At 51.3% G+C, this 24,951-nt stretch carries 20 protein-coding genes; 4 read left to right on the forward strand and 16 right to left on the reverse strand.

The features are described from left to right. Positions 1 to 96 precede the first annotated feature (96 nt). The 3 genes from ACO0K9_RS08475 to ACO0K9_RS08485 all read right to left on the reverse strand — a co-directional run bounded on the left by ACO0K9_RS08475 (position 97) and on the right by ACO0K9_RS08485 (position 1,928). Positions 97 to 759, reverse strand: coding sequence for a BON domain-containing protein (locus ACO0K9_RS08475; protein WP_422983757.1), 663 nt, complete (start codon positions 757 to 759; stop codon positions 97 to 99). Continuing rightward, entirely contained in the window at positions 752 to 1,348 is a 597-nt protein-coding gene (locus ACO0K9_RS08480; protein ID WP_422983759.1) for a phosphoheptose isomerase, read from the reverse strand. The genes ACO0K9_RS08475 and ACO0K9_RS08480 overlap by 8 nt, the downstream gene beginning before the upstream one ends. A gap of 181 nt (positions 1,349 to 1,529) precedes the next feature. Then, positions 1,530 to 1,928, reverse strand: coding sequence for a YraN family protein (locus tag ACO0K9_RS08485; protein ID WP_422983761.1), 399 nt, complete (start codon positions 1,926 to 1,928; stop codon positions 1,530 to 1,532). Between the two features lie 118 nt (positions 1,929 to 2,046). On the opposite strand from ACO0K9_RS08485, the gene rsmI reads away from it, so the two are divergent. Further along, positions 2,047 to 2,964: a 16S rRNA (cytidine(1402)-2'-O)-methyltransferase gene (rsmI, locus tag ACO0K9_RS08490; RefSeq protein WP_422983763.1), complete on the forward strand. Its 918-nt coding sequence runs from the start codon at positions 2,047 to 2,049 to the stop codon at positions 2,962 to 2,964. Between the two features lie 18 nt (positions 2,965 to 2,982). On the opposite strand, the gene ACO0K9_RS08495 is transcribed toward rsmI, so the two are convergent. From ACO0K9_RS08495 to ACO0K9_RS08520, 6 genes are all read right to left on the reverse strand, one after another. Then, complete coding sequence (locus tag ACO0K9_RS08495) at positions 2,983 to 4,092, reverse strand: septal ring lytic transglycosylase RlpA family protein (protein ID WP_422983765.1); 1,110 nt, start codon at positions 4,090 to 4,092, stop codon at positions 2,983 to 2,985. Next, the gene (rodA, locus tag ACO0K9_RS08500) at positions 4,089 to 5,198 is read right to left on the reverse strand and encodes a rod shape-determining protein RodA (RefSeq protein ID WP_422983767.1); all 1,110 of its coding nucleotides are present in this window, start codon (positions 5,196 to 5,198) and stop codon (positions 4,089 to 4,091) included. The genes ACO0K9_RS08495 and rodA overlap by 4 nt, the downstream gene beginning before the upstream one ends. Before the next feature lie 2 nt (positions 5,199 to 5,200). Further along, positions 5,201 to 7,198, reverse strand: a complete 1,998-nt coding sequence (gene mrdA / locus ACO0K9_RS08505) for a penicillin-binding protein 2 (RefSeq protein WP_422983769.1) — start codon at positions 7,196 to 7,198, stop codon at positions 5,201 to 5,203. A gap of 79 nt (positions 7,199 to 7,277) precedes the next feature. Beyond that, on the reverse strand, positions 7,278 to 7,796 hold the full coding sequence (gene mreD / locus ACO0K9_RS08510; RefSeq protein WP_422983771.1) for a rod shape-determining protein MreD: 519 nt from the start codon (positions 7,794 to 7,796) through the stop codon (positions 7,278 to 7,280). Continuing rightward, positions 7,793 to 8,941: a rod shape-determining protein MreC gene (mreC, locus tag ACO0K9_RS08515; protein ID WP_422983773.1), complete on the reverse strand. Its 1,149-nt coding sequence runs from the start codon at positions 8,939 to 8,941 to the stop codon at positions 7,793 to 7,795. Before mreC ends, mreD begins: the two co-directional genes overlap by 4 nt. A 180-nt stretch (positions 8,942 to 9,121) precedes the next feature. Further along, positions 9,122 to 10,165 (reverse strand): rod shape-determining protein, encoded by a 1,044-nt coding sequence (locus ACO0K9_RS08520; RefSeq protein ID WP_422983775.1) that lies wholly within the window; start codon positions 10,163 to 10,165, stop codon positions 9,122 to 9,124. A gap of 288 nt (positions 10,166 to 10,453) precedes the next feature. Here ACO0K9_RS08520 and gatC point away from each other — a divergent pair, with 288 nt between their 5' ends. From gatC to gatB, 3 genes are all read left to right on the forward strand, one after another. Next, positions 10,454 to 10,762 carry an Asp-tRNA(Asn)/Glu-tRNA(Gln) amidotransferase subunit GatC gene (gatC, locus tag ACO0K9_RS08525; protein WP_422983777.1) on the forward strand — a complete coding sequence of 103 codons (309 nt, stop codon included), beginning with the start codon at positions 10,454 to 10,456 and terminating at the stop codon, positions 10,760 to 10,762. A gap of 15 nt (positions 10,763 to 10,777) precedes the next feature. Continuing rightward, complete coding sequence (gene gatA, locus ACO0K9_RS08530) at positions 10,778 to 12,232, forward strand: Asp-tRNA(Asn)/Glu-tRNA(Gln) amidotransferase subunit GatA (protein WP_422983779.1); 1,455 nt, start codon at positions 10,778 to 10,780, stop codon at positions 12,230 to 12,232. A 161-nt stretch (positions 12,233 to 12,393) separates the two neighbouring features. Beyond that, positions 12,394 to 13,851 carry an Asp-tRNA(Asn)/Glu-tRNA(Gln) amidotransferase subunit GatB gene (gatB, locus tag ACO0K9_RS08535; RefSeq protein WP_422983781.1) on the forward strand — a complete coding sequence of 486 codons (1,458 nt, stop codon included), beginning with the start codon at positions 12,394 to 12,396 and terminating at the stop codon, positions 13,849 to 13,851. A 98-nt stretch (positions 13,852 to 13,949) separates the two neighbouring features. Here gatB and ACO0K9_RS08540 read toward each other — a convergent pair whose 3' ends face one another. The 7 genes from ACO0K9_RS08540 to ACO0K9_RS08570 form a co-directional block, all read right to left on the reverse strand. Further along, entirely contained in the window at positions 13,950 to 15,320 is a 1,371-nt protein-coding gene (locus ACO0K9_RS08540) for a TolC family outer membrane protein (protein WP_422983783.1), read from the reverse strand. A gap of 2 nt (positions 15,321 to 15,322) precedes the next feature. Beyond that, the gene (locus ACO0K9_RS08545; RefSeq protein ID WP_422983785.1) at positions 15,323 to 16,678 is read right to left on the reverse strand and encodes an HlyD family type I secretion periplasmic adaptor subunit; all 1,356 of its coding nucleotides are present in this window, start codon (positions 16,676 to 16,678) and stop codon (positions 15,323 to 15,325) included. A 2-nt stretch (positions 16,679 to 16,680) separates the two neighbouring features. Beyond that, entirely contained in the window at positions 16,681 to 18,546 is a 1,866-nt protein-coding gene (locus tag ACO0K9_RS08550; RefSeq protein ID WP_422983787.1) for a type I secretion system permease/ATPase, read from the reverse strand. A gap of 526 nt (positions 18,547 to 19,072) precedes the next feature. After that, entirely contained in the window at positions 19,073 to 20,380 is a 1,308-nt protein-coding gene (locus tag ACO0K9_RS08555) for a glycosyltransferase family 4 protein (RefSeq protein WP_422983789.1), read from the reverse strand. A gap of 346 nt (positions 20,381 to 20,726) precedes the next feature. Continuing rightward, complete coding sequence (locus tag ACO0K9_RS08560; RefSeq protein ID WP_422983791.1) at positions 20,727 to 21,329, reverse strand: class I SAM-dependent methyltransferase; 603 nt, start codon at positions 21,327 to 21,329, stop codon at positions 20,727 to 20,729. Between the two features lie 72 nt (positions 21,330 to 21,401). Next, positions 21,402 to 22,106: a SapC family protein gene (locus ACO0K9_RS08565; RefSeq protein ID WP_422983793.1), complete on the reverse strand. Its 705-nt coding sequence runs from the start codon at positions 22,104 to 22,106 to the stop codon at positions 21,402 to 21,404. Between the two features lie 350 nt (positions 22,107 to 22,456). Further along, a partial coding sequence (locus ACO0K9_RS08570) for a beta strand repeat-containing protein (RefSeq protein ID WP_422983795.1) occupies positions 22,457 to 24,951 on the reverse strand: 2,495 nt, incomplete at its 5' end.

The raw sequence follows: 24,951 nt of genomic DNA on the forward strand, positions 1-24,951 counted from the left end.
TGCCGGCGCAGTTTCATGCACTACAGCAAGAACACTGCGCCTCCTTTCAAAAAACAAAACCGACAACATGTCGGTCTTGCTTGCTTACAAATTCAATTAATTATTGTTTTCGGGCTTGTTTTCCGTCTTGTTGGGCGTGGCCTGATATTCTTTCCATTCCGCTTCGCTGATGTATTCAAACACTTTCACCACTTTGCGAACCCCACTGATACTGCTGGACAGATCGGCAGCCAGGCTACCTTCACGCTGGGTTACCCTGCCCATCAGATAAACAACACCGGCCTCGGTCACGACCTTGATGGCATTCGCCTGCAATTCCTTGTTGTCAACGAAGGTTGCTTTGACCTTGGTGGTCAGCAAGGTATCGTTGGAGCGTGCAGCGAAATCTGACGAGCCGCCAACCTGCAGTTCATTCATGACTGAAACAACACCGTCTATGGCCTGCATTTCGCGCTCTGCCGCGGCCTTGGCATTTTCATCCACGACTTCACCGGTCAGCAAGACGCGACGGTTAAATGAATTGACGTTGACATGACCATTTTTTCCAAGCAGACGCGGAATGCGGGTCTCGCCTTTGATCACAATGGCTTTGTCTTCGGTCTGCGCACCAAAAGTGCGGCGATCAGTTGCGGCAAAGGTGCCGACTACCGCACTGCCAACCACCATTTCCACGCAGCCCTGCAGGCTCATGGCGGCAGCACAGCACAGCCCAAGCGTCGCCATGGGACGGACAAACATGTTCCAGGTTTTTTTACTCATCTACATCACCTCCAAATAATGCGGCATCTATGCCGTCACACAAACAGTGTATGGCCAATAAATGAACTTCCTGTATGCGTGCAGTACGTTCATGCGGTACGCATATATGTACGTCTGCCTCAGTCAGGATATTCCTGATTTCACCACCACCCTTGCCAGTCAGCGCAATCACACGCATATCCCGTTCAAGCGCAGCATTGACCGCATTGACCACGCTGGCAGAATTGCCTGAAGTGGAAAGGGCCAGCAAGATATCGCCAGACTGCCCGAATGCCTGCACCTGCTTGGAAAACACTTCCTGAAAACTGTAATCATTCGCCACAGCAGTCAATATGGATGTATCGGTTGTCAACGCCATGGCAGGCAAGGGCAGGCGTTCACGTTCAAAACGTCCTACCAGTTCAGCCGCAAAATGCTGACAATCCGCGGCTGAGCCGCCGTTGCCGCAGGCGAGTATCTTGTTACCGTTAGACAGTGCCAGGAACATGAGTTCCACGGCTTGTGAAATAGGCAGGGCCAATTCGGCAGCTGCCCTCATCTTTAATTCGGCACTTTCCCGGAAGTGCGCCAATATGCGTTGGTTTGTCATAGTGCGTCAAATTATACGGCAGGCAGGGCCTGACCAAGCAATTATCGCAAATTCCAGGACCTGAGCACCACCATGCGGCATGGGGATATCCATGGTGAGGAAGGATATTCGTTCAACATATCAGGCAGAAACGATGTTTTACTGTCTGTTGGTGACACTTGTCGCCATTTTTCCGCATTCTTCAGGCGACAATAATATTTTTCAGCCAGTTGATGCTGTCACCATCCATCGCGATCAAATCGAAACGGCAGGCCGCCTGCGACTTTTTTGATAGCAAATATACCTGCCCCGCATGTACCATGCGTCTTTGCTTGGCCGGCGTGACGCTGGCCACGGCACCACCAAACTGCATGGAACTACGCTTTCTGACTTCGACAAACACCAGTGTTGCACCATCCAGCATGATCAAATCAATTTCTCCCCCTTTGCAGGAAAAGTTTTGCAGCACCAGCTTCAAGCCCGCTTTTTGCAAATACAGCAGTGCCTGGTTTTCGGCTTCATCGCCACTGCGACGACGGCTGGTACGGCGATCATCCTGCGGCTGGTCAGCTTGCGGTTGTGCGGTCAGGGTAGGTCTCATTGGCGTACAATCCTGATAAATTGATTTAACAAATGAGTTGTTGCAATGTTCTGCGGCCCATCACTACGGACCATAGCTTATTGCAACTGCCTCTCTCTATGCACAGGAACGAGCGCGCATGACCACGACTGAAAATGCACTGTTCACAAGTGCCAGCATCATAGAAACGGTAACCCGGCAAAATTATCCGGCTGGTACATTATATGTAGTCGCCACGCCAATTGGGAATGTCGCGGATATTTCTTTGCGTGCCCTGCATTTGCTGTCGCTGGCCGATGCGATTGCCTGTGAAGATACCCGCAATACGGCGCAATTGCTGACGCGTTATGGCATCAGCAAACCATTGATCGCAGCCCATCAACACAATGAACGTGAAGTGGCAGAAAAAATCCTGCAACGCCTGCAGGCAGGGGACCGCATCGCCCTGGTATCGGATGCTGGTACGCCCGGCGTATCCGACCCTGGTGCCAAAATCGTCGATGCCATCAAACTGGCGGGGCTGCCGGTAACACCTCTGCCTGGTGCTTCGGCCGCCATTAGCGCCCTGTCGGCCAGCGGCCTGATCCACGACCGGTTTTATTTTGTCGGTTTCTTGCCCGCCAAGGCAGGCCAGCGCGAGAGCATGCTGCGCGAAGTGAGTAATGTGGCTGCCAGCCTGATTTTTTATGAGGCACCACATCGCATCATCGAATCAGTGGAAGCCATGCTGGCGATTTTTGGCCCGACACGACGTATCGTGCTGGCACGTGAAGTCAGCAAACTTTTTGAAGAGATCCACCGTTGCCCACTAAGTGAAGCCGCAGCCTGGCTGGCAGCTGACAGCCATCGCGAAAAAGGTGAATATGTGATCCTGATCGAAGCTGCTGCGGCAGTAGCAGAGGATCAACAGGCGGATGCCCGGCGCGTATTGACTATCCTGCTGGAAGAATGCTCGGTCAAACAGGCAGCATCACTGGCCGCGCAATTGACGGGGCAAAAGAAAAACGCCCTGTATCAACTGGCACTGGAAATGAAGCAGGATGCTGAAAAAAACTGAACCAGCTCCCGATATCTACTAGCGCTGTACCACCATGGGACGACCCACGCCCAGTTCATTGGCCTGGGCAATCGCGGCGTTGGCTTCAGAGCGGCTATTGAATGGGCCGCTGACCAGACGGTACAAACTGCCCTGCCGGACAATATCAAAACCTGGCAGCAGGCTGGTTGCCCTGCCCTTCAGATGGCTCATGATGGATTCGGCATTGGCCCGTAACGCATAAGCACCAAACTGTATGTAATAGGCGCTGCCTGTTGATGCCACCGGGGCAGTTGTTGGTGCCGGCAATTTTTCTACCGGCCGGCTTTCCTGCGCGGCCAGCAATTCTTCCATGCTCATACTGGGTGTTTTTTCTGCTGGCCGGGCCAGGGCTTCTTCCCTTACCGGCACCGGTGTCGGGCTAGCGGTGGCAAGCACGGTCACCGGCCTTGCTGGCGGCTGGTTCTTGCGGTTTTCTGCCATTCTTTCTATATCGGCAGGCAACAGACGTTCCACCTCCAACTGGGTACTACCCTTGCCGATGACATCCAGCTTCAGCGCGGCGGTGTATGACAGATCAATGATGCGGGTGGCGTGGAAGGGGCCACGGTCATTGATGCGTACAATAATCTGCTTGCCGTTATTTAAATTGGTGACCCGTGCATACGAAGGAATCGGCAAAGTAGGATGGGCAGCAGTGATTTTATACATGTCATACAGCTCACCGGAAGATGTCTTCTGCCCATGGAATTTCTTGCCATACCAACTGCCTATGCCGCGCTGTACAAAGGGTGTGCTGTTGTCTGCAATCGGGGTATAGGTTTTGCCAAATACCACATAGGGTTTATTACCCGAACGGGAAAAATCTTCCACCATGGGTACCGGGTCTATCGTGTTTTCCAGCCCTTCGGGCGGGTTATCACCGGGGCCGTCATCCTTGTAGTAGGCACCTTTTCCGGAATTGGCTTTGGGTGCGGTGGCAGCCTGGTTGCCGCTAGCGGGTTTGCTACTGGTAGCTGGGCGCTGATTGTCGGCGATGATGACATGTTGTTTCGGTGCGCTGCCGCAGGCCGCCAGCAAGATCAGGCTGGCCAGGCTGGCCAGGAGCAGGCTGCCCTGTCGATTTTTTTTTGTACCGACTGTTTTCATGTTTGCACCAGCTTACGGTTACGCTGCACACTCATCATGATACCCAGGCCCATACCCAGGGTGACCAGGGCCGTGCCACCATAGCTCATAAATGGCAAGGGTACGCCGACCACGGGCACGATGCCGCTCACCATGCCCATGTTCACAAAGGCATAGGTAAAGAATATCATGGTCACGGCACCGGCCATCAAACGTGCAAACATGGTGGGTGCATTTGCCGCAATCATCAGGCAACGTAAGATCAATAGAAAATACAGGCTGACCAGTATCACATTGCCGACAAAACCAAATTCTTCAGAGAAAACGGCAAAAATGAAATCGGTCGTATGTTCGGGTATGAATTCCAGATGGGCCTGGGTACCTTTCAGAAAACCCTTGCCATGCAACCCGCCCGACCCGACAGCAATGGTGGACTGGATAATATGAAAACCCTTGCCCAGTGGATCCCGGTTCGGGTCCAGCATGGTCAGGACGCGGTCCCGCTGATAGTCATGCATCATGGGCCAGACCACCGTCGGGATAATCAGGGCGGCAGCAACACCCAGCGACAGCAGAAACTTCCAGGACAGCCCTGCCAGAAACACCACGGTAAAACCGGCGGCGACAACCAGCATGGCCGTTCCCAGATCAGGCTGTTTGGCAATCAAGGCCACTGGTATGCCCAGGATGACGGCGGCAATGACAAAATCGCGCCAGCGCAAAGCCCCTTCGCGTTTTTGGAAATACCAGGCCAGCATGAGCGGTGTGGCGATCTTCATCATTTCGGAAGGCTGTATGGTCATACCGACGTTAAGCCAGCGCCTTGACCCTTTTTTTACCATGCCAAAGGCTGCCACCGCCAGTAACAGGGCGATACCAAAGGTATAGATGGGAATGGCAAAGCGCATCAGGGTTTGTGGTGGCACATTTGCAGCTATCCACATGATGATGAAGGAAACCAGGATGTTCCTCAATTGATCTTCCACGCGCCCAGGGAAATCAATACCAGCAGAATACAGCGTGACGATGCCGATGGACATGATCAAGAAAATCAAAATCGCCAGCGTCGCATCAAATACCAGAATGTGCGAGCGGATAAAATGCCAGTTAATACCGCGTCTTTGCATGATCAATCCTTATTACCGCTGGTTTCGCCACCGGGCTTCGGCCCCGGGTCTGGTTCGGCAGGTGCTTTTATTTCTGCATCGGAACGGTACAGGGCCATATCACTTTGGGATTTCGGTAGAGGCACAGGGTCTTTGCTGTCCTTGTCCTGTGGACGTTTTCCCAACAGATAATAATCCAGCGCCTTGCGTACGATAGGGGCTGCCGCTTCCGACCCAAAACCACCATTTTCCACAATAATCGCGATGGCGATTTTGGGTTGGTCGGCCGGGGCAAATGCGATATACAGAGAGTGATCCACATGACGTGCTGTGATGCGTTTGGCGTTATAGATTTCGCCCTTCTTGATACCGACCACCTGCGCTGTACCAGTTTTACCACCGGACACATATTCGGCATTCATAAAAACTTTTGCCGATGTCCCTTCCTTGGTCACACCCACCATGGCGTTTTTGATGAAATCAATATTTTCCTGCTTGAGTGGAATTCTATAACTTTCCTTGGGCACGGTTAACGTCCGCTGACGACTTTGTGGGTCTTCCGTCATTTTGACCAGGTGCGGCCGCATGACCACGCCATTATTAGCCAGGGTGGCGACAGCATGCGCCATTTGCAAAGGAGTGAACGTATTTTGCCCCTGTCCAATACCCAGAGAGATCGTGTCACCCAGCACCCAGCGTTTTTGCTCGGGCTTTTTGAAAGTCGCACGCTTCCAGGCCGTAGATGGCAGCAGACCGGTGCGTTCATGTTCCAGATCAATGCCGGTCTTTTGCCCGAAGCCAAATGGTGCCATGAAATCATGCATGACATCCACCGTCAGGTCGTTCGCCAGCATGTAGTAATAGGTATCACAGGATTGCACGATGGAACGGTACATGTCTACCATGCCATGCCCGCCTACCTTATCGTCTTTAAATGTATGGTTACCGAAAGTGAAATAACCCGGATCAGCAATCGCCTGCGTCATGGTACGCTTGCCCAGTTGCAGTGCAGCCAGCGCCATGAAGGGCTTATAGGTGGACCCCGGTGGATAGGCACCTGTCAGTGGCCGGTTCAGCAGTGGCTTGTCTTCCGAGGAGTTCAATTCAGTCCAGCTTTGCTGATCGATACCTTCTACAAACAGATTCGGGTCATAGGTGGGTTTGGACACAAATGCCAATACGTCGCCAGTGACCGGTTCTATCGCCACCAGTGCACCACGGCGTTCGCCAAATGCTTCTTCTATGATTTTTTGCAGCTCTATATCCACCGACAAGATCAGGTTTTTTCCTGACGTGGGGGCAGATCGTGACAATACCCTAACGGCACGCCCGCCGGCCGATACTTCCACTTCTTCAAAACCGGTATTACCGTGCAGGATTTTTTCGTAGCTTTTTTCCAGCCCTTCCTTGCCTATGTAATCCGTACCATTGTAATTGGCGGCGTCTTCCATCTCATCGATAATTTCGGCATCTTTGGGGCTGATGCGACCGATATAGCCAATCACGTGGGATGCTGCATCACCCTGTGGATATTGACGAAACAGACGGGCCTGGATATCGACACCGGGGTAGCGAAAACGCTGCGCCGTAAAGCGGGCGACCTCTTCATCGGTCAGGCGGGTACGTATAGGCAGGCTTTCGAAGCTTTTGGAATCTTCCAGCAACTTGCGAAAACGCTTGCGGTGCTTGGGTTGTATATCGACCAGTACTGCCAGTTGATCGATCAGTACATCCAGATCAATGCGGATTTTGGATGGTGTAATTTCCAGCGTGTACGCAGAATAATTACGCGCCAGGATGATGCCGTTACGATCCATGATCAGCCCGCGATTGGGCACGACCGGTACGATATCGATACGGTTTTCATCTGCCAGCAAGGCATAGTCATTATGCTTGATGATCTGCAACCAGACAAAACGCGAAATCAGCGCAGCAAAACACAGGAACACAAATACGCCAATGAAAAGCAGGCGCATGCGGAAATAATGTAATTCGCGTTCCGTGTTCTTGAGTTCGGTCATAGGGTCAATGTGGGACTAACTTAACAGATGCAATTCGGCAAGTTGCTCATGCGGGGTGGGCAGAACCAGCGCACCCATGCTAGATAGGACGGGTATCGTCCTTATCAATCGCCCTTTTTTGCGGTGCCAGCAACAGCAAGGTGGCGACTGGCCACAAGGCGGTGGTCACGATGCTGACCAGGAAATACATCCAGCCAGGGAAATGGGCATTCGGCGCCACCAGCAGGCGTACTGTCACCTGCACTACCTGGGCAAACAGGAACAGCGGGAATACATGCAGTGACTGGGTAAGCGGATGAAACCACAACACGCGCCTGTGTATCATGATCGCAAAATACGACAGCAAAGTGTAAGCCAATGCGTTTTCACCAAGATTGACGGAGTCATGCACATCCATCAGCAAGCCCATGGCAAATGCCACGCCTATGCCTACCTTGCGCGGCTGATGAATGGTCCAGAACACCAGTACCAGGGCAACGAAATCCGGTATCCCTATCCAGCTACCCCAGGGCAGGAAATTGAGGAAAAAAGCAACCGCAAAACTGAGTGCAATAAAGAATGGGCTAACTGGTAACAGTATGTAATGGGGACTGTTCATTGTCCTTTCTCCTTGCTGGGTGCCAGCGGGCTTTCTTTGACAGGTACATTCTTGACTGGCTGATCTTTAACGGCCACGTCTTTGGTCAGGTTGGCTGGCTGGTTAGCAGGCTGGCTGAGCGGCACATCCTTGACCAGATTATCCTTGGCGGGTACATCTTTAACCGGATTGGCTGGCGCATCCTTGGGCGGCTGATTGAAAGGCTGATCGACCGGACGCACATCGGAAACCGGTGCAGCAGCATCACGCGTCACCTTGCGATTCAGTTTTTCTTTCTTGGCACGCACATCTTCTGTATCAGGACGAGGCAGATTGTCCATGGATACCATCAGCACCAGTAACTGCTTGTTGCGGTCAATACCGGCAGCGGGAACGCACAGGATGTTTTCAAAGGTGGTGGTGGCCTTGTTTTCCACCTGTACCACCCTGGCCACCGCCAGACCGGCGGGATAGACACCATCAATACCGGAAGTCACCAGTTGATCACCATTTTGTATATCGGCATTGGCGGTCAGGCGCATGTCCAGGTAACTGGATTGCCCACGTCCATAGGCAACGCTGCGCAAGCCATTGCGGATGATCTGCACCGGTATGGCCTGATTCTTATCCGTCAGCAAAGTGACCTCTGCTGTCAATGGAAACACTCTGGTGACCTGGCCAACCACACCGAGGTCATCAATCACAGGCTGGCTGAGCGCCACGCCATGCTTGATACCGCGATCGATAATCACCTTGCGGGTTGACGGGTCGCGGGCATCATAAATGATCTCGGCCATGACAGATTTAACGGGCAGGCGTTCACGCGCTTCCAGCAATTTGCGGAAACGGTTATTTTCCGCCAGCAATTGCCCAGTCTGTTGCATGGTATCGGCATTTTGTGTCTGTTGCCGGCGCAGTTGGGTATTTTCTTTTTCCAGCGCAGTCACCGACACAAAGTAATCGGAAACCCGCTTGACGGTATCACGCGGCATGACCGCTATCATCTGCACAGGGTAAAGCACGGTACCCAGTACTTGCCTGGCCAGGGTCAGTGATTTAAGACGGGCATCAACAACCAGAAGAAAAATCGCCAGGACGGCGAAGAAGACCACTCTGGCGCGGGCAGACGCGCCTTGTTTGAAGAGTGGTGGTGGGCTGTAATCCATACTTTACCGGTGATTCTCAATAACCAGTGTTAACCAGTTTTTATAAGCAGAAATAGCCTGATCGAGGTTTTTTCAGTTGGTCAGAACCGCAGCAGCGGCTCTTATCACGTATTCACGTATTGGCAATGGCACCAGGAGCAAAGCAGATTTTCAATCTGCTTTGCTCCTGCATGCGACTGTTTATTCGTAGGAAAAAATCGAACCCAGTTTATCCATGCGCTCCAGCGCCATGCCAGAACCGCGCACCACGCAAGTAAGCGGGTCTTCTGCCACGATGACTGGCAAGCCGGTTTCTTCCATCAGCAAACGGTCCAGATCGCGCAAGAGTGCGCCGCCACCGGTCAGCATCATGCCTTTTTCGGCAATATCTGCACCCAGTTCTGGCGGTGTTTGTTCCAGCGCGTTTTTAACGGCGGATACGATGTTGTTGAGCGGGTCTGTCAGGGCTTCCAGAATTTCATTGCTGGAGATGGTGAAAGAACGCGGGATGCCTTCGGACAGGTTACGTCCCTTGACTTCCATTTCCCTGACTTCGGAACCAGGGAAAGCCGAGCCGATTGCTTTCTTGATTGCTTCTGCGGTTTGCTCACCGATCAGCATGCCGTAATTGCGGCGGATGTAATTGACGATGGCTTCATCAAACTTGTCACCACCAACGCGCACAGAGCCTTTATAGACCATGCCACCCAGGGAAATGATACCGACTTCGGTAGTGCCGCCACCGATATCAACCACCATGGAACCGGTTGCATCAGATACCGGCAAGCCGGCACCGATCGCCGCCGCCATCGGTTCTTCAATCAGGTAGACCTGGGAAGCACCCGCACCCAGTGCCGATTCACGAATCGCGCGACGCTCAACCTGGGTAGAACCGCAAGGTACGCAAATGATGATGCGCGGCGAAGGTTTGAAAAATTTGGTATCGTGCACCATGCGGATGAATTGCTTGAGCATCTGCTCGGTGACGGTGAAGTCGGCAATCACGCCGTCTTTCATCGGCCGGATGGCTTCAATATTGCCAGGCACCTTGCCCAGCATCTGCTTGGCTTCCTTACCTACTGCCTGGATGGTTTTTTTGCCGTTAGGGCCGCCTTCCTGGCGTATTGCCACAACGGACGGTTCGTCGAGTACGATACCCTGGCTGCGAACATAAATCAGCGTGTTGGCTGTTCCCAGATCGATCGCCAGATCATTTGAAAAATAACTGCGTAAAAAACCAAACATGTATTGTCCTGTATTTAACTGATTGTGGGCACGCCCATGTTTTGAAGGAACGCGCTACCGAACTTTTAGCCCCAAGCTCACCTGTCTCCTGCCTGCCATCATCTGTCCAAGCGACTATCTGAGCAAGTTAAGGGATTTTAGCGAGGCATTTGGGGTATTAACCCGGCATTCTACCTTATAATCTGTATAAATTTATTCGATATCAACACCTAAAATTCAGCTTTCTGTTGACTATCGGTTTTTGTATTTTTTGATACTCTTTTTCGCGCAGCTTTGCGCCCCTGAACTATGTCGCTGACACTTGAAGATGTGATAAGAATTGCCAATCTGGCAAAAATAGAAACCTCAGAAGCGGAGCGAATCTCCACCCTGGAAAAACTGAATGGCATTTTTTCGATGGTAGAGCAACTGAAAGCCGTTGATACCACCGGCGTTGCCCCGCTGAGCCACCCGATCGCGGCGCTGTTGCCAGAACTGGCATTGCGCCTGCGTGAAGACGTGGTCAGCGAAAGCAATCATCGCGAAGACTACCAGAAACCCGCGCCTGCCACCCAGGATGGCCTCTACCTCGTACCCCAGGTTATAGAGACTGAATAAGTCTTACATTCACTTATGCATACCAAGACTATTTCGCAATTATCCGCCATGCTGCACAGCAAGCAGGTGTCTGCCACTGAACTGGCCCAACATTACCTGGCTCGCATTGCTGCCAGTGACCTGAATGCCTTCCTGCATGTCAATCCGGAATTGACATTAAAACAAGCTGCTGCGGCTGATGCGCGCCTGGCCGCGGGCGACGCGACGACACTGACTGGCATCCCTATCGGGCACAAAGATATTTTCGTGACCCGCGACTGGCGCTCAACTGCCGGTTCACACATGCTGGAAAACTATGTCAGTCCTTTTGACGCTACCGTGGTTGATCTGTTCAACAAGGCTGGCACGGTCACCCTGGGCAAGCTGAACTGCGATGAATTTGCCATGGGTTCATCGAATGAAAATTCCTATTTCGGTGCGGTGAAAAATCCCTGGGACAAGACGGCCGTACCTGGTGGTTCTTCCGGCGGTTCGGCAGCAGCGATTGCTGCACGTCTTGCACCTGCCGTTACGGCAACGGATACCGGTGGCTCCATCCGTCAGCCAGCTTCGTTTTGCGGTGTGACAGGTATCAAGCCCACCTATGGCAGCGTATCACGCTATGGCATGATCGCCTTTGCATCTTCCCTTGATCAGGGTGGCCCTATCGCCCAGACGGCTGAAGATTGCGGCATCTTGCTGAATGCCATGACAGGCTTCGACGCCAGGGATTCGACTTCGCTGGAACGCAAGAAGGAAGATTTCAACCGTGACCTGAACAAGTCGCTGCAAGGCCTGCGCATAGGTGTGCCGAAAGAATTTTTCTCTGCTGGCCTGGCAACTGATGTGGAACAGGCTGTGCGGGCTGCATTGGCCGAATATGAAAAGCTGGGTGCGACACTGGTGGAAATTTCACTGCCGAAAACCGAGTTGTCCATCCCTGTGTATTACGTCATCGCACCAGCAGAAGCTTCGTCGAACCTGAGCCGCTTTGATGGCGTACGTTACGGTCATCGCGCAGCGGACTATAAAGACCTCGAAGACATGTACAAGAAGTCGCGTGCCGAAGGTTTTGGTGCCGAAGTCAAACGCCGCATCCTGGTCGGTGCCTATGTGCTGTCACATGGCTACTATGATGCCTATTATTTGCAGGCACAAAGAATCCGCCGCCTGATCGCACAAGACTTTGCTGCGGCCTTTGAGAAATGCGATGTCATCATGGGGCCGGTGGCACCGACTGTAGCCTGGGACCTGGGTTCCAAGGCAGATGACCCTGTGGCCAACTATCTGGCGGACATTTTCACTTTATCGACCAGCCTGGCCGGCTTGCCCGGCATGTCCATCCCTTGCGGCTTTGGACAGGGTGAGAAAAATGCGAAACGCCCGGTCGGCTTGCAAGTGATCGGCAATTATTTCGATGAAGCGAAATTGTTGAATGTCGCGCACCAGTTCCAGCAGGTGACAGACTGGCATGCCCGCGCACCGCAATGAACTTGAAATTCTCCCTGGCAGGGCCATGTATTTGGATGTCAAAACCGGCAGTTGCAAGCAGGATCAATAAAATCAATTGATGGGCCACCTATCCGGTTTCTCACGCAGTCTCTTCACCGGTAAATAGCTGGCCGCATCAGGCAACAAGACAAGGAATTATTATGCAATGGGAAGTCGTTATCGGTTTTGAGACGCATGCACAACTCAAGACCAACTCCAAAATTTTCAGCGGTTCGTCGACACAGTTTGGTGCCGAGCCGAATACCCAGGCCAGCCCGGTGGATCTGGCCTTGCCTGGTGTATTGCCGGTGATGAACAAGGGCGCGGTAGAAAAAGCCATACAGTTTGGCCTGGCAGTCGGTGCGCTGGTCGCACCGGAATCCATCTTTGCGCGTAAAAACTATTTCTATCCTGATCTGCCAAAAGGCTATCAGATCAGCCAGTTTGAAATCCCGGTGGTGCAAGGTGGGTTTGTCCCTTGCGTCTTTGAAAAAGATGGCAAGACGGAATTCAGGAACATCGAATTAACGCGCGCCCATCTGGAAGAAGATGCTGGCAAATCCATGCATGGTGCAGCGCAAGGAATGACAGGCATAGACCTGAACCGTGCGGGTACGCCTTTGCTGGAAATCGTCACTGAACCTGTCATGCGCAGTGCAGCTGAAGCGGTTGGCTATGCAAAAGCATTGCACTCTCTGGTGACCTGGCTGGACATTTGTGATGGCAATATGCAGGAAGGTTCTTTCCGCTGCGATGCCAACGTTTCTGTGCGTCCGGTTGGTCAAAAAGAATTTGGCACACGTTGCGAAATCAAGAACCTGAACTCTTTCCGTTTCCTCGAAGAGGCGATTAATATTGAAGTTCGTCGCCAGATAGAGTTAATAGAAGACGGCGGCAAGGTCGTCCAGGAAACACGTCTGTACGATCCGGACAAAAAGGAAACACGCTCGATGCGCAGCAAGGAAGATTCGATGGATTATCGCTACTTCCCTGATCCCGACTTGCCACCACTGAAGATCAGCCGCGAATGGGTAGAACAAGTACGGGCCACCATGCCGGAACTGCCATCTGCCATGCGCCAGCGCTTTATCGAGCAATATGGTTTGCCTGAATATGATGCCACTGTGCTGACGCAATCCAAAGGCATGGCCACTTATTTTGAAACCGTAGTGACCATCGCCGGTGCAGCACAAGCCAAACCAGCTGCCAACATGTTGATGGGTGATGTGGCAGCAACCCTGAATCGCGAAGGCCTGGACATCAGCGCCATCCCGGTGACTGCAGCGCAGTTGGCTGTTCTGTTGCAGCGCATTGCTGATGGCACGATCTCCAACAAGATTGCCAAGGAAGTGTTTGCTGCCATGTGGCAGGCACCATCTGAAGATGTAGGTGCAGTCGACAAAATGATCGCGTCCATAGGCGGACAAATTTCTGATGTTAATATTCTCGGAAAAATCATCGACGAAGTCATGGCTGCCAACCAGCAATCTGTCGATGAATACCGCGCGGGTAAAGAAAAGGCATTCAACTCCCTGGTCGGCCAGGCGATGAAGGCGACCAAGGGTAAAGGCAACCCAGCCCAGGTGAATGAATTACTGAAAAAGAAACTGGCGAGTTAATCAAGGCCGGCAAAAAAAACGCAGCTTGTTAGCTGCGTTTTTTATTTGCTGCTTGCCAAGTTAGGCCGTGTTGACCTCGTGAATCTGGCGAGCAAGGATTAATTCAAAGGTGAAAAGTAAGCTGATACAGTCTGCAAATCATCCATCGTCAAGTTACCTGCAGCCACGCGCAGTTTCAGGAAGCTGATGAGGTAGTTATATTTTGCTTGCGCCAGATCACGTTTTGTTGCCACCAGTTGCTGTTCTGCACTCAGTACGTCCAGATTGATGCGCACACCACCTTTGACACTTTGCTTGGTGGCTTCCACCAGCAAAGTTGCCGAGTTGACTGATTTCTGCAAGGCGTCAATTTTGGTGACGCCCGTTTGCATGGCGTTGAATTGCTTGCGCAATTCGATGAGAATCCTGTTGCGTGTAGCGTCCAGTTCAGCCCTGGCCTTGTCGCGATTGGCGACCGCCTGATTGCTGATCGCATTCACGTAACCACCTGAATACAGAGGAATGACCAGTTGCACACCGATGCTTTTGATGGTCTGATCCTGACTGCGGTTGACCAGACTGTCGGATATCGCACGGTTGTAGCTTGCATTCAATTCCAGGCGTGGTGTATGGCCAGCCTTGCTCTTGTTGATTTCCTCTTCAGAAGCTTCGATCGAATATTTGCCGGCAATAATTTCAGGATTGTTTTCATTCGCGATATTCATCCACTCGTCAAAACTGGCGGGTACCACTGACATGATATGAAAATCCGGACGCAAACCGTCAAGCTGCGTCACTTCCGCCCCGACGATGGCCGCCAGGGTATTACGTACTGTCAGCAGATTGTCTTGCGCTTCAATCACCTGTGCTTCTGCAACGTCGAGCTTGGCCTGGGTTTCCAGCATGTCTGTTTTGGTGCCTTCACCTTTTTCAAACATGCGTTCATTGATGCGTTTCTGTTCGGCAAAGGCATTGCGCTGTGCGCGGAACAGGTCTAGCTGGTCTTCCGCATATTTGGCATCGGCGTAGGAAGCAACCAGACGTATCATCAGATCCTTACTGCGTGCGGTAAAAAGCGCATCGCTGTAATTGGTCTGGGCAATACCCTGCCTGTAACGTGCTGTCGTGTCCAGACTGAACAGGGTCTGGCGCAAGGACAGCGTATTCGTCAGGCTGGTGTAATCATAGTTATTGGTGATAGTCGGAACACCAGGCTGTATGGATATATAAGGATTAGGCTGGGTAATCTCAGCCTGATTCTTGGCCGTGCCATAGTTATACTGCACGGTAGGCAGTAAGCCGGCGCGGCCTATCTTCCTGAATTCCTTGCCAGCGATGTTTTCCGACACCGCCGAGCGGTAGGTCGGATCATTCACCAGCGCTGATTCATACGCCTGCATCAGACCCATCGCCGACGCAGAACCGGCAGACAACAGGCAGATACCGCAAGCAGCCGCAACCAGTTTAAGACGCATCCTGGATGTAGTCATGATCAATCCTCCGTCATCGCGGTTTTGGCACGATCAATCACTGGCTTCAGCAGGTAATTCATCATCGTGCGACCACCAGTGCTAACGAACAATTCTACTGGCATACCCGGACGGATGTTCAGATTGGTAATCATCTTCATGCCTTCAGGTGCGACTTCGGCACGTACCTTGTAGAATGCCTGACCGGTTCTTTCATCGACAGTGCGGTCAGCCGATACCTGAGTAATGATGCCAGGAATATGCGGTGTGGTATTGGTATTGAAGGCAGAGAAAATCAGCTCTGTCTTCAGGCCTTTGTGTACTTTGTCGACCAGATTTACTGGCAACATCGCTTCAACGATCAGTTTGTCATCTTGTGGAACCAGTTCCATCAATTTGAAGCCGCTAGGCACTACCGCGCCCTGCGTAAATACATTCAAACCAACGATGGTACCTGCGACCGGCGCTTTGACGAAGACATTGCCCAGATCAAAATCCAGGGCAGTCAGACGGTTTTGCAGGGACTCTGCTTCTTTCTGCACATCCGACAACTGGGTGCGGATTTCTTTCTGATAGTCTTGCTGACGCTGCAATTTGCGCAGGGTAATTTCAGTCACCTGACGGGATACACGGCCCATGGTGCCTATATCTTCAGAAATGCTGCCATTCACCTGGGCATAAGTACGCTCCAGATCCAACAGGCGGTTACGGGCAACATAACCATCTTTGGCCAGATCACGCATGCCGTCGAGCTGTTCTTTGAGGAACACCAATTGCTGCTTCTTGCTGACCATGGATTCTTCCAGGCCTTTGAACTGCGATTTCAGGCCACTGATGTTTTCATCCAGCGCACCCAGTTCACTTTGTATGGAGATTTGACGTGTAGTGAACAATTGTTGCTGCAACAATATGTTGCTGGCTACTCGCGGATCATTCTTGGCTTCATCCAGTTCTTTAGGGAAACGGATGGACTTCGCATTTTCGCGTTCGGCAGTCAGACGCGCTTCGATGGCCTGCGCCGTGAACAATTGTACACGGGCGATTTCTGCTGCGGATTTGGCGTTGACGTTGTTCATCTTCACCAAAACCTGACCAGCCTGAACCACATCACCATCTTTGACCAGGATCTCATCCACCGTGCCGCCAGTCTGATGCTGGATGACCTTGCGGCTGGATGCCACAGCCACGTTACCACTCATCGGCACGCCTTTGTCCAGCTTGGCCAGCGATGCCCACAACAGGAAGCCGACCACGCCAATCAGGATGATGATCCATCCCAGGCGAGAGTAGCTACGTGCGTCCGTATTCACTTCCAGCACTTCTACAGGCCGGGTTGCCACATCGGTGACTATGTTTTTCTTAACCAGTGCATTTTTCATGATTATTCCTGTTCCGCTGTAGCATCCGTTTGTGCCTGGACGCTGGCATCAATTCTTGCTTGTGTATCTGCCGGTGGTTCCGACGCTGCAGACTGCAGACCGCCCTGAGCTTGCGCCTGCTGTGCTTCTGCCTGCTGCTGCGCCGCAGCCTGTGCTTGCTGGGCTTGTTGCAACTGCTGCTGATTAACCTGATTCAGTGCAGCCAATACCTGGTCACGCGGACCGAAAGCCTGAGCAGCACCATCGCGTAACAGCAACAATTTGGTAGTTGCACCCAGGATGGTGGTGCGATGGGTAATCAGCACGATGGTTTTACCGCGCTGACGCAAATCGTTAACCGCCGTCACCAATGCCTGTTCACCGACATCATCGAGGTTGGAGTTCGGTTCATCGAGAACCAGCAGTGAAGGATCGTCATACATGGCACGCGCCAGACCGATACGCTGCTTCTGTCCACCTGACAAACCTGCACCACCATCACCCAGACGAGTGTCATAGCCCTGAGGAAAATGCAGAATCATGTCATGCACGCCGGCGCGCTTGGCCGCGAGGATGACTTTTTCTGAATCCACGTCACCAAAACGGGCGATGTTTTCTGCGACGCTACCGCCAAATAGCTCAATGTCTTGCGGCAGGTAGCCGATATTCGGACCCAACTGGTCTTTATTCCATTGATAGATATCGGCACCGTCCAGACGCACTTTGCCGACAGCGGCAGGCCACACGCCAACCAGCAATCGTGCCAGCGTTGATTTACCAGAACCTGAAGGGCCAATCACGCCCAGTACATCACCTGGTTGCAATGCGAAACCAAGACCTTTCAACACAACCACAGTAGAACCTGGAGCCGCTGCTGTAACGCCTTCAACAGACAGGGCACCTTGTGGTTTAGGTAAATCCATACCGGCCTTGCGTGCAGGATTTGCACCCAGCAATTCATTCAGACGGTCATAGGCGCTCTTGACACTGCTCCATTGTTTCCAGACACCGATCAATTGATCGATAGGACCGGTTGCCTTACCCAGCAGGATGGAACCGGCAATCATCATACCTGGTGACATTTTGCCTTCGATTACCAGCAATGCACCAAAACCCAGTACCAGCGACTGTACCGAAACACGTACAAATTTACTGATCGCGGTGATAATGCCGGATTTTTCACTGGCTTCTGCCTGCAATTGCAGGAAACGTCCATGCAATTTGAACCAGCGTGACATCAGATTGGGCAACATGCCCATGGCTTCAATCACTTCTGCATTACGCAAGTTGTTGGTGGCCAGATTGCTGGAAATAATCGCCATGGCATTCGCTTCTGCCAGAGGTTTTTTGGACACCACTTCATTGGCATACGCCAGGATCACCATGATGATCACCGCACCCAGAGCGAACAGGCCCAAGTAGACGTCAAACATGAAAATAACCGCCAGGTAAAACGGGAACCAGGGTGCGTCAAAGAAAGCGAACAAACCGCTACCAGTCAGGAACTGGCGGATTTGCGTCAAATCCTGCAAAGCCTGGCCGGCATTACCGCCACCACGTTTCAGGTTTTGCTCAAACGCTGCGGTATATACACGCTTGTTCATTTGCATGTCGAGCTTGGCACCCAGGCGTATCACGACGAAGCTGCGGATATATTCCAGCGAGCTCATCAATGCATAAGCACCCAGCATCAACATGGTCAGCATCAGCAAAGTAATTTCATTGCGACTTTGCAAAACGCGGTCATATACCTGCAACATATACAGGGATGGTGCCAGCATCAGTAAATTAATGATGGCACTGAAAATGCCAACGGTTCTAAATGCACTCCTGAAAGTCATCAAGACTTGTGCAATTTCAGTTTGTGGGGCTTTAAGTTTCGAGATCATTTGTATTCTTTGCACATTCAAGTGCTAAAAACAGCCAATTTAATTGGGATACCGCTTGATGTCAGCATGAAGATGCACGGTCACTACTTGTCACTATAGTGCGCTTCAAGACAAGGCCGCATTATCCCTGTTCACAAATCAATTAAATGTGACCTACATCACATTTTTCGAAAGCGTAACACAAGTAAATTTGATTTTAAATGTGTTTTGTTGACGCTTCTTTGCAAATTCCATATACCCCCCCCTGTATATAGATAATTTCCAATGAAATTAATGACATACTCCCTCATCCTATCGTTTTAATTTTTTTGAAAAAAGAAGAAGAAAATGTAAAGAACGACCATAGACAGGCTATTTCCGAGAGAAAATAGTCGCCAGTTTTGTGATTGGAGTCACAGAAACCATGCATAATTTCATGTGACGAAGGGGTAGCGCTTGTGCGCTAGAGGCCGGGCACCAAATAAAAAAACGCCCCACAATATCCGTTGTGGGGCGCGAGTTCTTAATGGTCTTGCTGGCTATAGATTTATTTTAACTCAATTCCGGCTGTGTTTACCAGCGATTGTTCCGATATATCCACAGCATTGTTAACTTTTGTTTCGGTTGCCAGGCGCTGCACCCATTCCAGCTGCGCGGGCAGGCAAACACGCTGCAAATCATAAAATTCCCGGGCAAAATGCCTTGCACTGGCCCCCAGCCTTTGTCTGGCATCAGGCTGCTCCAGCAAGTCACACACTTCTTTTGCCAATCCCGCAACGTCGAAGAAGTTCACCAGGCGACCGGTTTGATCGTGATGTATTGCTTCGCGCAGAGGTTGTGTATCGGATGCAACAATGGCGCAACCGGCACTCATGGCTTCCAGCAAGCTCCATGACAGCACAAAGGGGTAAGTCAAATAGACATGCACCCGTGATAACTGCAACAAAGGAATAAAATGCTGGTAAGAAATAATGCCCAGGAAGTGAATGCGCTTCAGTGCCGTTTCTGGCATCAGGTGCTTCACTTCATTGAAGAAGATATCTTTCCAGGATTGCCCGGTAGCAGATTTGGCACCATAGCTGACGTCATCGCCTCCCACCAGCAAAACCCGGGCATTAGGACGCTCGGCCAAGATCTGCGGCAAGGCACGCATGAAGATATGGTAACCGCGGTATGGCTCCAGGTTACGATTGACGAAGGTAATCACCTCATCATCGCGGGTCAGGACCAGGCCATTACCCAGGCTCAAGGATACTCCCGGATCAGGGACAATCAAATCGGTATTAATGCCGTCATGAATGACGCTGATACGCTCCCGGAATGAACTGGGGAAGGTACTGGCTTGCCAGTGTGTCGGTGAAATGGCCGCATCTGCCAGTGGCATATTGAGCAGGTTGTTAATATTCTTGAGCCGGACCTTGCATACCTGATCGATGGAAGTGGTGGGAAATTCGGGGTCAAACCCGACATCTGCCCCTCTGGGATGATAAAAGAATTCGCCATAAAGTCCCATTCTGGCATTCGGCCAGACTTCTTTCAGGAACAGGCTCTCACCCCAACCCGGATGGGCAATGATGACATCGGGGCTAAATCCTGCTTCACGCATTTGCAGGGCAGCACGCATGGCCGCTTCACCACGGATGACCTTGGGTTCACTGTCAGCCAGCCAGGGGTGAATCTCTTTCGACGTCCCGCGCGCCACCTGATAGGAAATGATTTTCACGCCATTCCATAACGCTGGCGCGTTTTTCTGCAACGTCAGGGCCAGGACTTCATTCGACGCATCGGCCGCCAACGCTGGTGCCAGATGGGTGAACTGAGCCGGGAAGTTTTGATGAACAAACAGAATTTTCATGGTGCGGATAGGCAGAATAACGAACAAACTTGATTATCACACTATAAACGTCAATCAGCGCATGGACTTCAGTGATTTTGCTGAAAACCGGTCTGTCTAGCCTGTGCCGATTGCAGGTAGGTGTTTGTATGCTTCCGGCGCGCCGTCCAGGCGCAAATGATGGTCATGAATATGTCATTTCTGGTTCGACCTGGCTTTTCCACCATCAGTCTTGAAAAACATCTCCAGAACATCCATGCGTTATTGTGTGGCTTGCAGTTCCCAAGATCCCCCTCGATGTTGATGACTGCTCGAGGGCGTCTCGCAGAACAGGATTTTTTCCGCATCGCGATCTTTGCAAAACCATTTATTTAAGCTGGGCGCGCAATAGATTTTCCATTTCAGGGGTTGGTCTGGCATTCTTGCTGGCAACCGCCCACAAATCAAACGCCGCTGCACGTGAAGCAACAACTACGGTTTTAAAACCTGCGCCAGCCAGGACATTCATCAATACTTTTTGGGTAAATCCGCAGCGATGCGCCATGTAGAGATTACCTTTTTCCATGGCGGCTCTGTGGCCATACAAGATATCCAGCGGTGAAATCGGTCCGGCTGGCGAAATATAGGCGGGTTCGAGCAATTTGTCTTCGGCAACCAGCTTGCAGACCGACATTAAATCCGGGCAAGTGACGACGAAAATACCATCATCCTTCAGCACACGTAATATTTCACTCAGGGCGACAGCGACTTCATGCGGATACAGGTGTTCAATATTGTGCGAGGAATAGACGGCATCAATGGAACCAGTCGCTACCGCACTCATATCGGTCAGTGTGCCCTGTATATCCGGGTTCACCCTTGCATCAATATCAAACCGCACTTCCTGCCAGTCATCGGACTGGAAATACGGTGTGGTTCCTGCCTTGTTTTGCGGCCCGCAGCCAACATGGAGTAATTTCAGGCTATTCATTTGAGAGCATTGGGCCAAAGAAAATGGGGCAAACTTTGCCCCATTTTGTAGTCATTCACGACAACATGTCAATTATTGAACCTGGTCTGGGCGAGAAGAAGCCAGAGCCACTTTCGGCAGGTGACGGAAAGAAGCCCAGTGCAGTTCCAGCAATGCCATCAAGCCATTACGTACCCAACGTGCCAGGGTAGCGTCGTCAAGGGCCATGACTTTTTCGCGCTCAACCACACGGAAGCCACCGATCAGGTGTACTTCGTGGCCTTCGCGGAAACTCAGATCTTTGGCTACCAAAACACCGCTTGTTTCCAGTTCATTCATGACTACACGACCTTCGCGCAGGTTTTTTTCATACGTGTTGAGCAACTCAATCACTTTATCGAAGTAAGGATTCAATTCAGACTTGTCTGTGAATACCAGTTCGCCTTCAGTGGTATTGAATTGTGGTGCATCCATATCCGCTGCCAGCAAATACTCGTCCGTATCGGCAACACGCCCCAAAATGAATGGATAACGACGTGCATGGACCGGCACATAGGTACCGAGCCATTGATTTTTTTCATTCAGGAACACATTACGCTCTCTTAAGCCGAGAACCGCAACCGCATTCAACAAGCCATTAGGCGTGAACAGAACAGGGTAAAACTCGGCCGCTTCTGCAATTTCTATTGGCGCCAATGGTGCAGTAGCCAAGCTACGTGCAAACGCAAAATCGGCTGCTGGTTGAAAGCGTAAAGAGCCATGCAGGGTCTTGTCCAGGGTTTGAGCATTTAGAAACATTTTACAACTCCAAAAAATATACTCACATTTAAAATGGCTAGCACTGCAAAATAAATCACTGCATTGGTGCTGATCACTTCGCTTGTTGCTGACTCGCGCACTCTAGATGTTTTACTAGATCGTCGCTAACAAATTAGGGCGTGCTTAATAATTTTCAAGCACTGAGCGCATGTTTATTTTTAGCGTCTTTATTGATCGGCCAAAAATATTGCCGAAGCCAAACACACACTCAATAAACATAAGGCCCATCCCTTTGAAGGAGATGGGCCTTAATGAGTGTTACGACTCAGCTACTTTTGATGTCGCCTAAAAGTAGCCAAGGTCACAACACGTTGTAACTACCTGCGTTATTAAGCAACAATAACGATATCGGTAGCGACGATGGCTGGGAGACCAGTCAAAGTTGCAACAGTCACTGCAGCACCAGCACCAGTACCATCTGCATCATAAGACAGAACACCAGTTGCAGTGTTGTAGTCAAATTGCGCATTGGTACCAACAGCAGCACCAGTAGCATTAGAAACGAACTCAGCTGCAACAGAGAAGCCGTTGCCGACAACAGAAGTCAAGCCAGCAAACAAGGCTTTGGAGACTTGCAGTTTATCTGTTCCAACCAGGAAACCAGTGATGGTATCCGCATTAGCTGCAGCATTTGCCAATACGACTGTTTGGGAACCTGTACCCAAAGTAATCGCGTCGATACCTGCGCCGCCATTGATTGTTTGCGCTACGTTAGCAGAAGTAATGGTATCTGCGAAGCCAGAGCCAGTGATCGTTGTAGTCGTCAAAGTCAACAAAGACGAGTTGATAGTGACGCCAACAGTAGAACCAGCAGCAGTGATCGAAGTCAAACCAGTACCAATTGCACCAGTGTTCAGTGTTTGACCTGCAGTAGTTGCGTTGAACTGGATAGTTTCAACAGCAGTGATACCAGCAGAACCTGTACCTGTACCAGTAACAATCACTGTATCTGCACCAGTACCACCCGTGATCACATCTGTTGCTTCCAGACCAGTACCCAGGCGGAATGTGTTCGTACCATTACCACCGATGGCTGATTGCGTAGCAACACCAGCAGCACCAGTCCAATCCACATTGGCTGTGGAACCTGCGGCTGTGAAATAACCACCACTTGTTTCGAGTACAGCAACATTACCTGTAACTGCGGCACCAAGCGTCAACAGCGTTGTACCAGTAAAGGTATTTGCATTGATGGTGAACACATTGCTTGCTGGATTGGCAGCAACGATCGCATTGTAAGAAGCCGTTGGTGTCACTGTAGTTGCGGCATTATTTTGCAGCAACAAAGTACGGATACCAGCGATAGCTGCCAATGTATCAGGTGCATCATTATCTGCAGCTGTATTATTGACCGATGCCACTTCCACATTCGATACCAGTGTGAAGTTAGCGTCAGTAATCAAACCTGCTGTAGCGAACACAATCGTGTCCGTACCTGCACCACCATTGAGGTTAGTTGCAGATGTCGCGGCACCAGTAATCGTGAAGGTATCGTTACCGTTACCCAGATTAAATACAGCTGCGGCAGTTGCTGCAGAACCTGCAATCGTCACATTATCATTACCGTCACCAGTATTGATGTTTGTAGCGGCTGCAACAGCAGTTACATTCACCACATCAGATGCTGTACCACCGACAATCGTCAAACCAGCAACGCTTTGGCTAGTAACGATAACAGAGTTGATCGCGTTATCCAGTTGCAGCACTTCCACACCACCGACTGTGACGCCATTGATAGAGCTACCAGTCAACACGGTCAAGTTCGTTACCGCACCTGAGAATGCCAATGTGTCAGTTGTTGCTGTACCGAAAGCAATCACATCACCAGCAGCCAGGTTGGCTTGTGTTGTAGTCAATGTGGTTGCTGCATTCAATGTTGGATTTGCGTAAGCAATACCACCGAAGTTTGCATTCAACAGACCCGCTGTTGCATTGTTGAACAGATCAACACCGTTCGTCAATGTGTTAGGCGATGTCAGGGCAGCAGTACCGCCGTTCGTTGGGGTCAGACCGACTGTACCAGCACTGGCGGACGCACCACCAGATACGATCACTGCGTTGGATGTTGTCGTGTTGTTCACGCCACCACCCGTTGCATTGGACTGATTGATCACGTCAAATATCAACGAGCCGCCTGTGACCGAGATCAGGGACAGATCGATGTTGTTGGCGCCAACGATATCATCAACGATCGTCAGTTGATGCACCATGCTGCCACTGAACGTGATCACTGGTGTGCTCAGGCTCAATGCTGCACGCGCAGCTACCAGACCAGCGTACTCAGAAGCAGTGATGACCAGAGCAGAGTTCGCCTGGATCGCTTCGATACCGGACAATGTAGCACCTGTCAGGTTGAGCGCACCGTAAGTAACCAGTGTATCGTTACCTGCACCCAGATTGATGGTGTCTGTCACGATACGTGCCACGCCTGTTGCTGTGGCTTCTGTATTCAGAGCAACACCGTTTTCTGTCACGTTGTAAGTACCGGCAACATAGTTACCCAGCAATACAACGCGGTCAGCACCAGCACCCAGGCTCAGGAAGTTGGCACCACGGCCCAGTGTGACGTCCAGTGAAGATTGTGCTGTCAAGGCACCGGCATCGATGGAGACACCAACAGTTGCGTTTGCAACGTTGAAGTTGTCGATGGCACGAATCGTCAGACGTTCGAGGTGGGTTGTGGTGTTAGCAGCTTGGTAGCTGTCAACCAGGGCACCAACGATGGTGTCATTCAACTGGATTTGGGACACTTGGGTGATGGCTGTGTCGTTGGTCAGTTCAATGTTACCGATGTTTTTGATGCCGTTGAAGTCGCCGATGGATG

This window comes from Undibacterium sp. Ji50W (assembly GCF_049340445.1).
GTDB lineage: Bacteria > Pseudomonadota > Gammaproteobacteria > Burkholderiales > Burkholderiaceae_D > Undibacterium.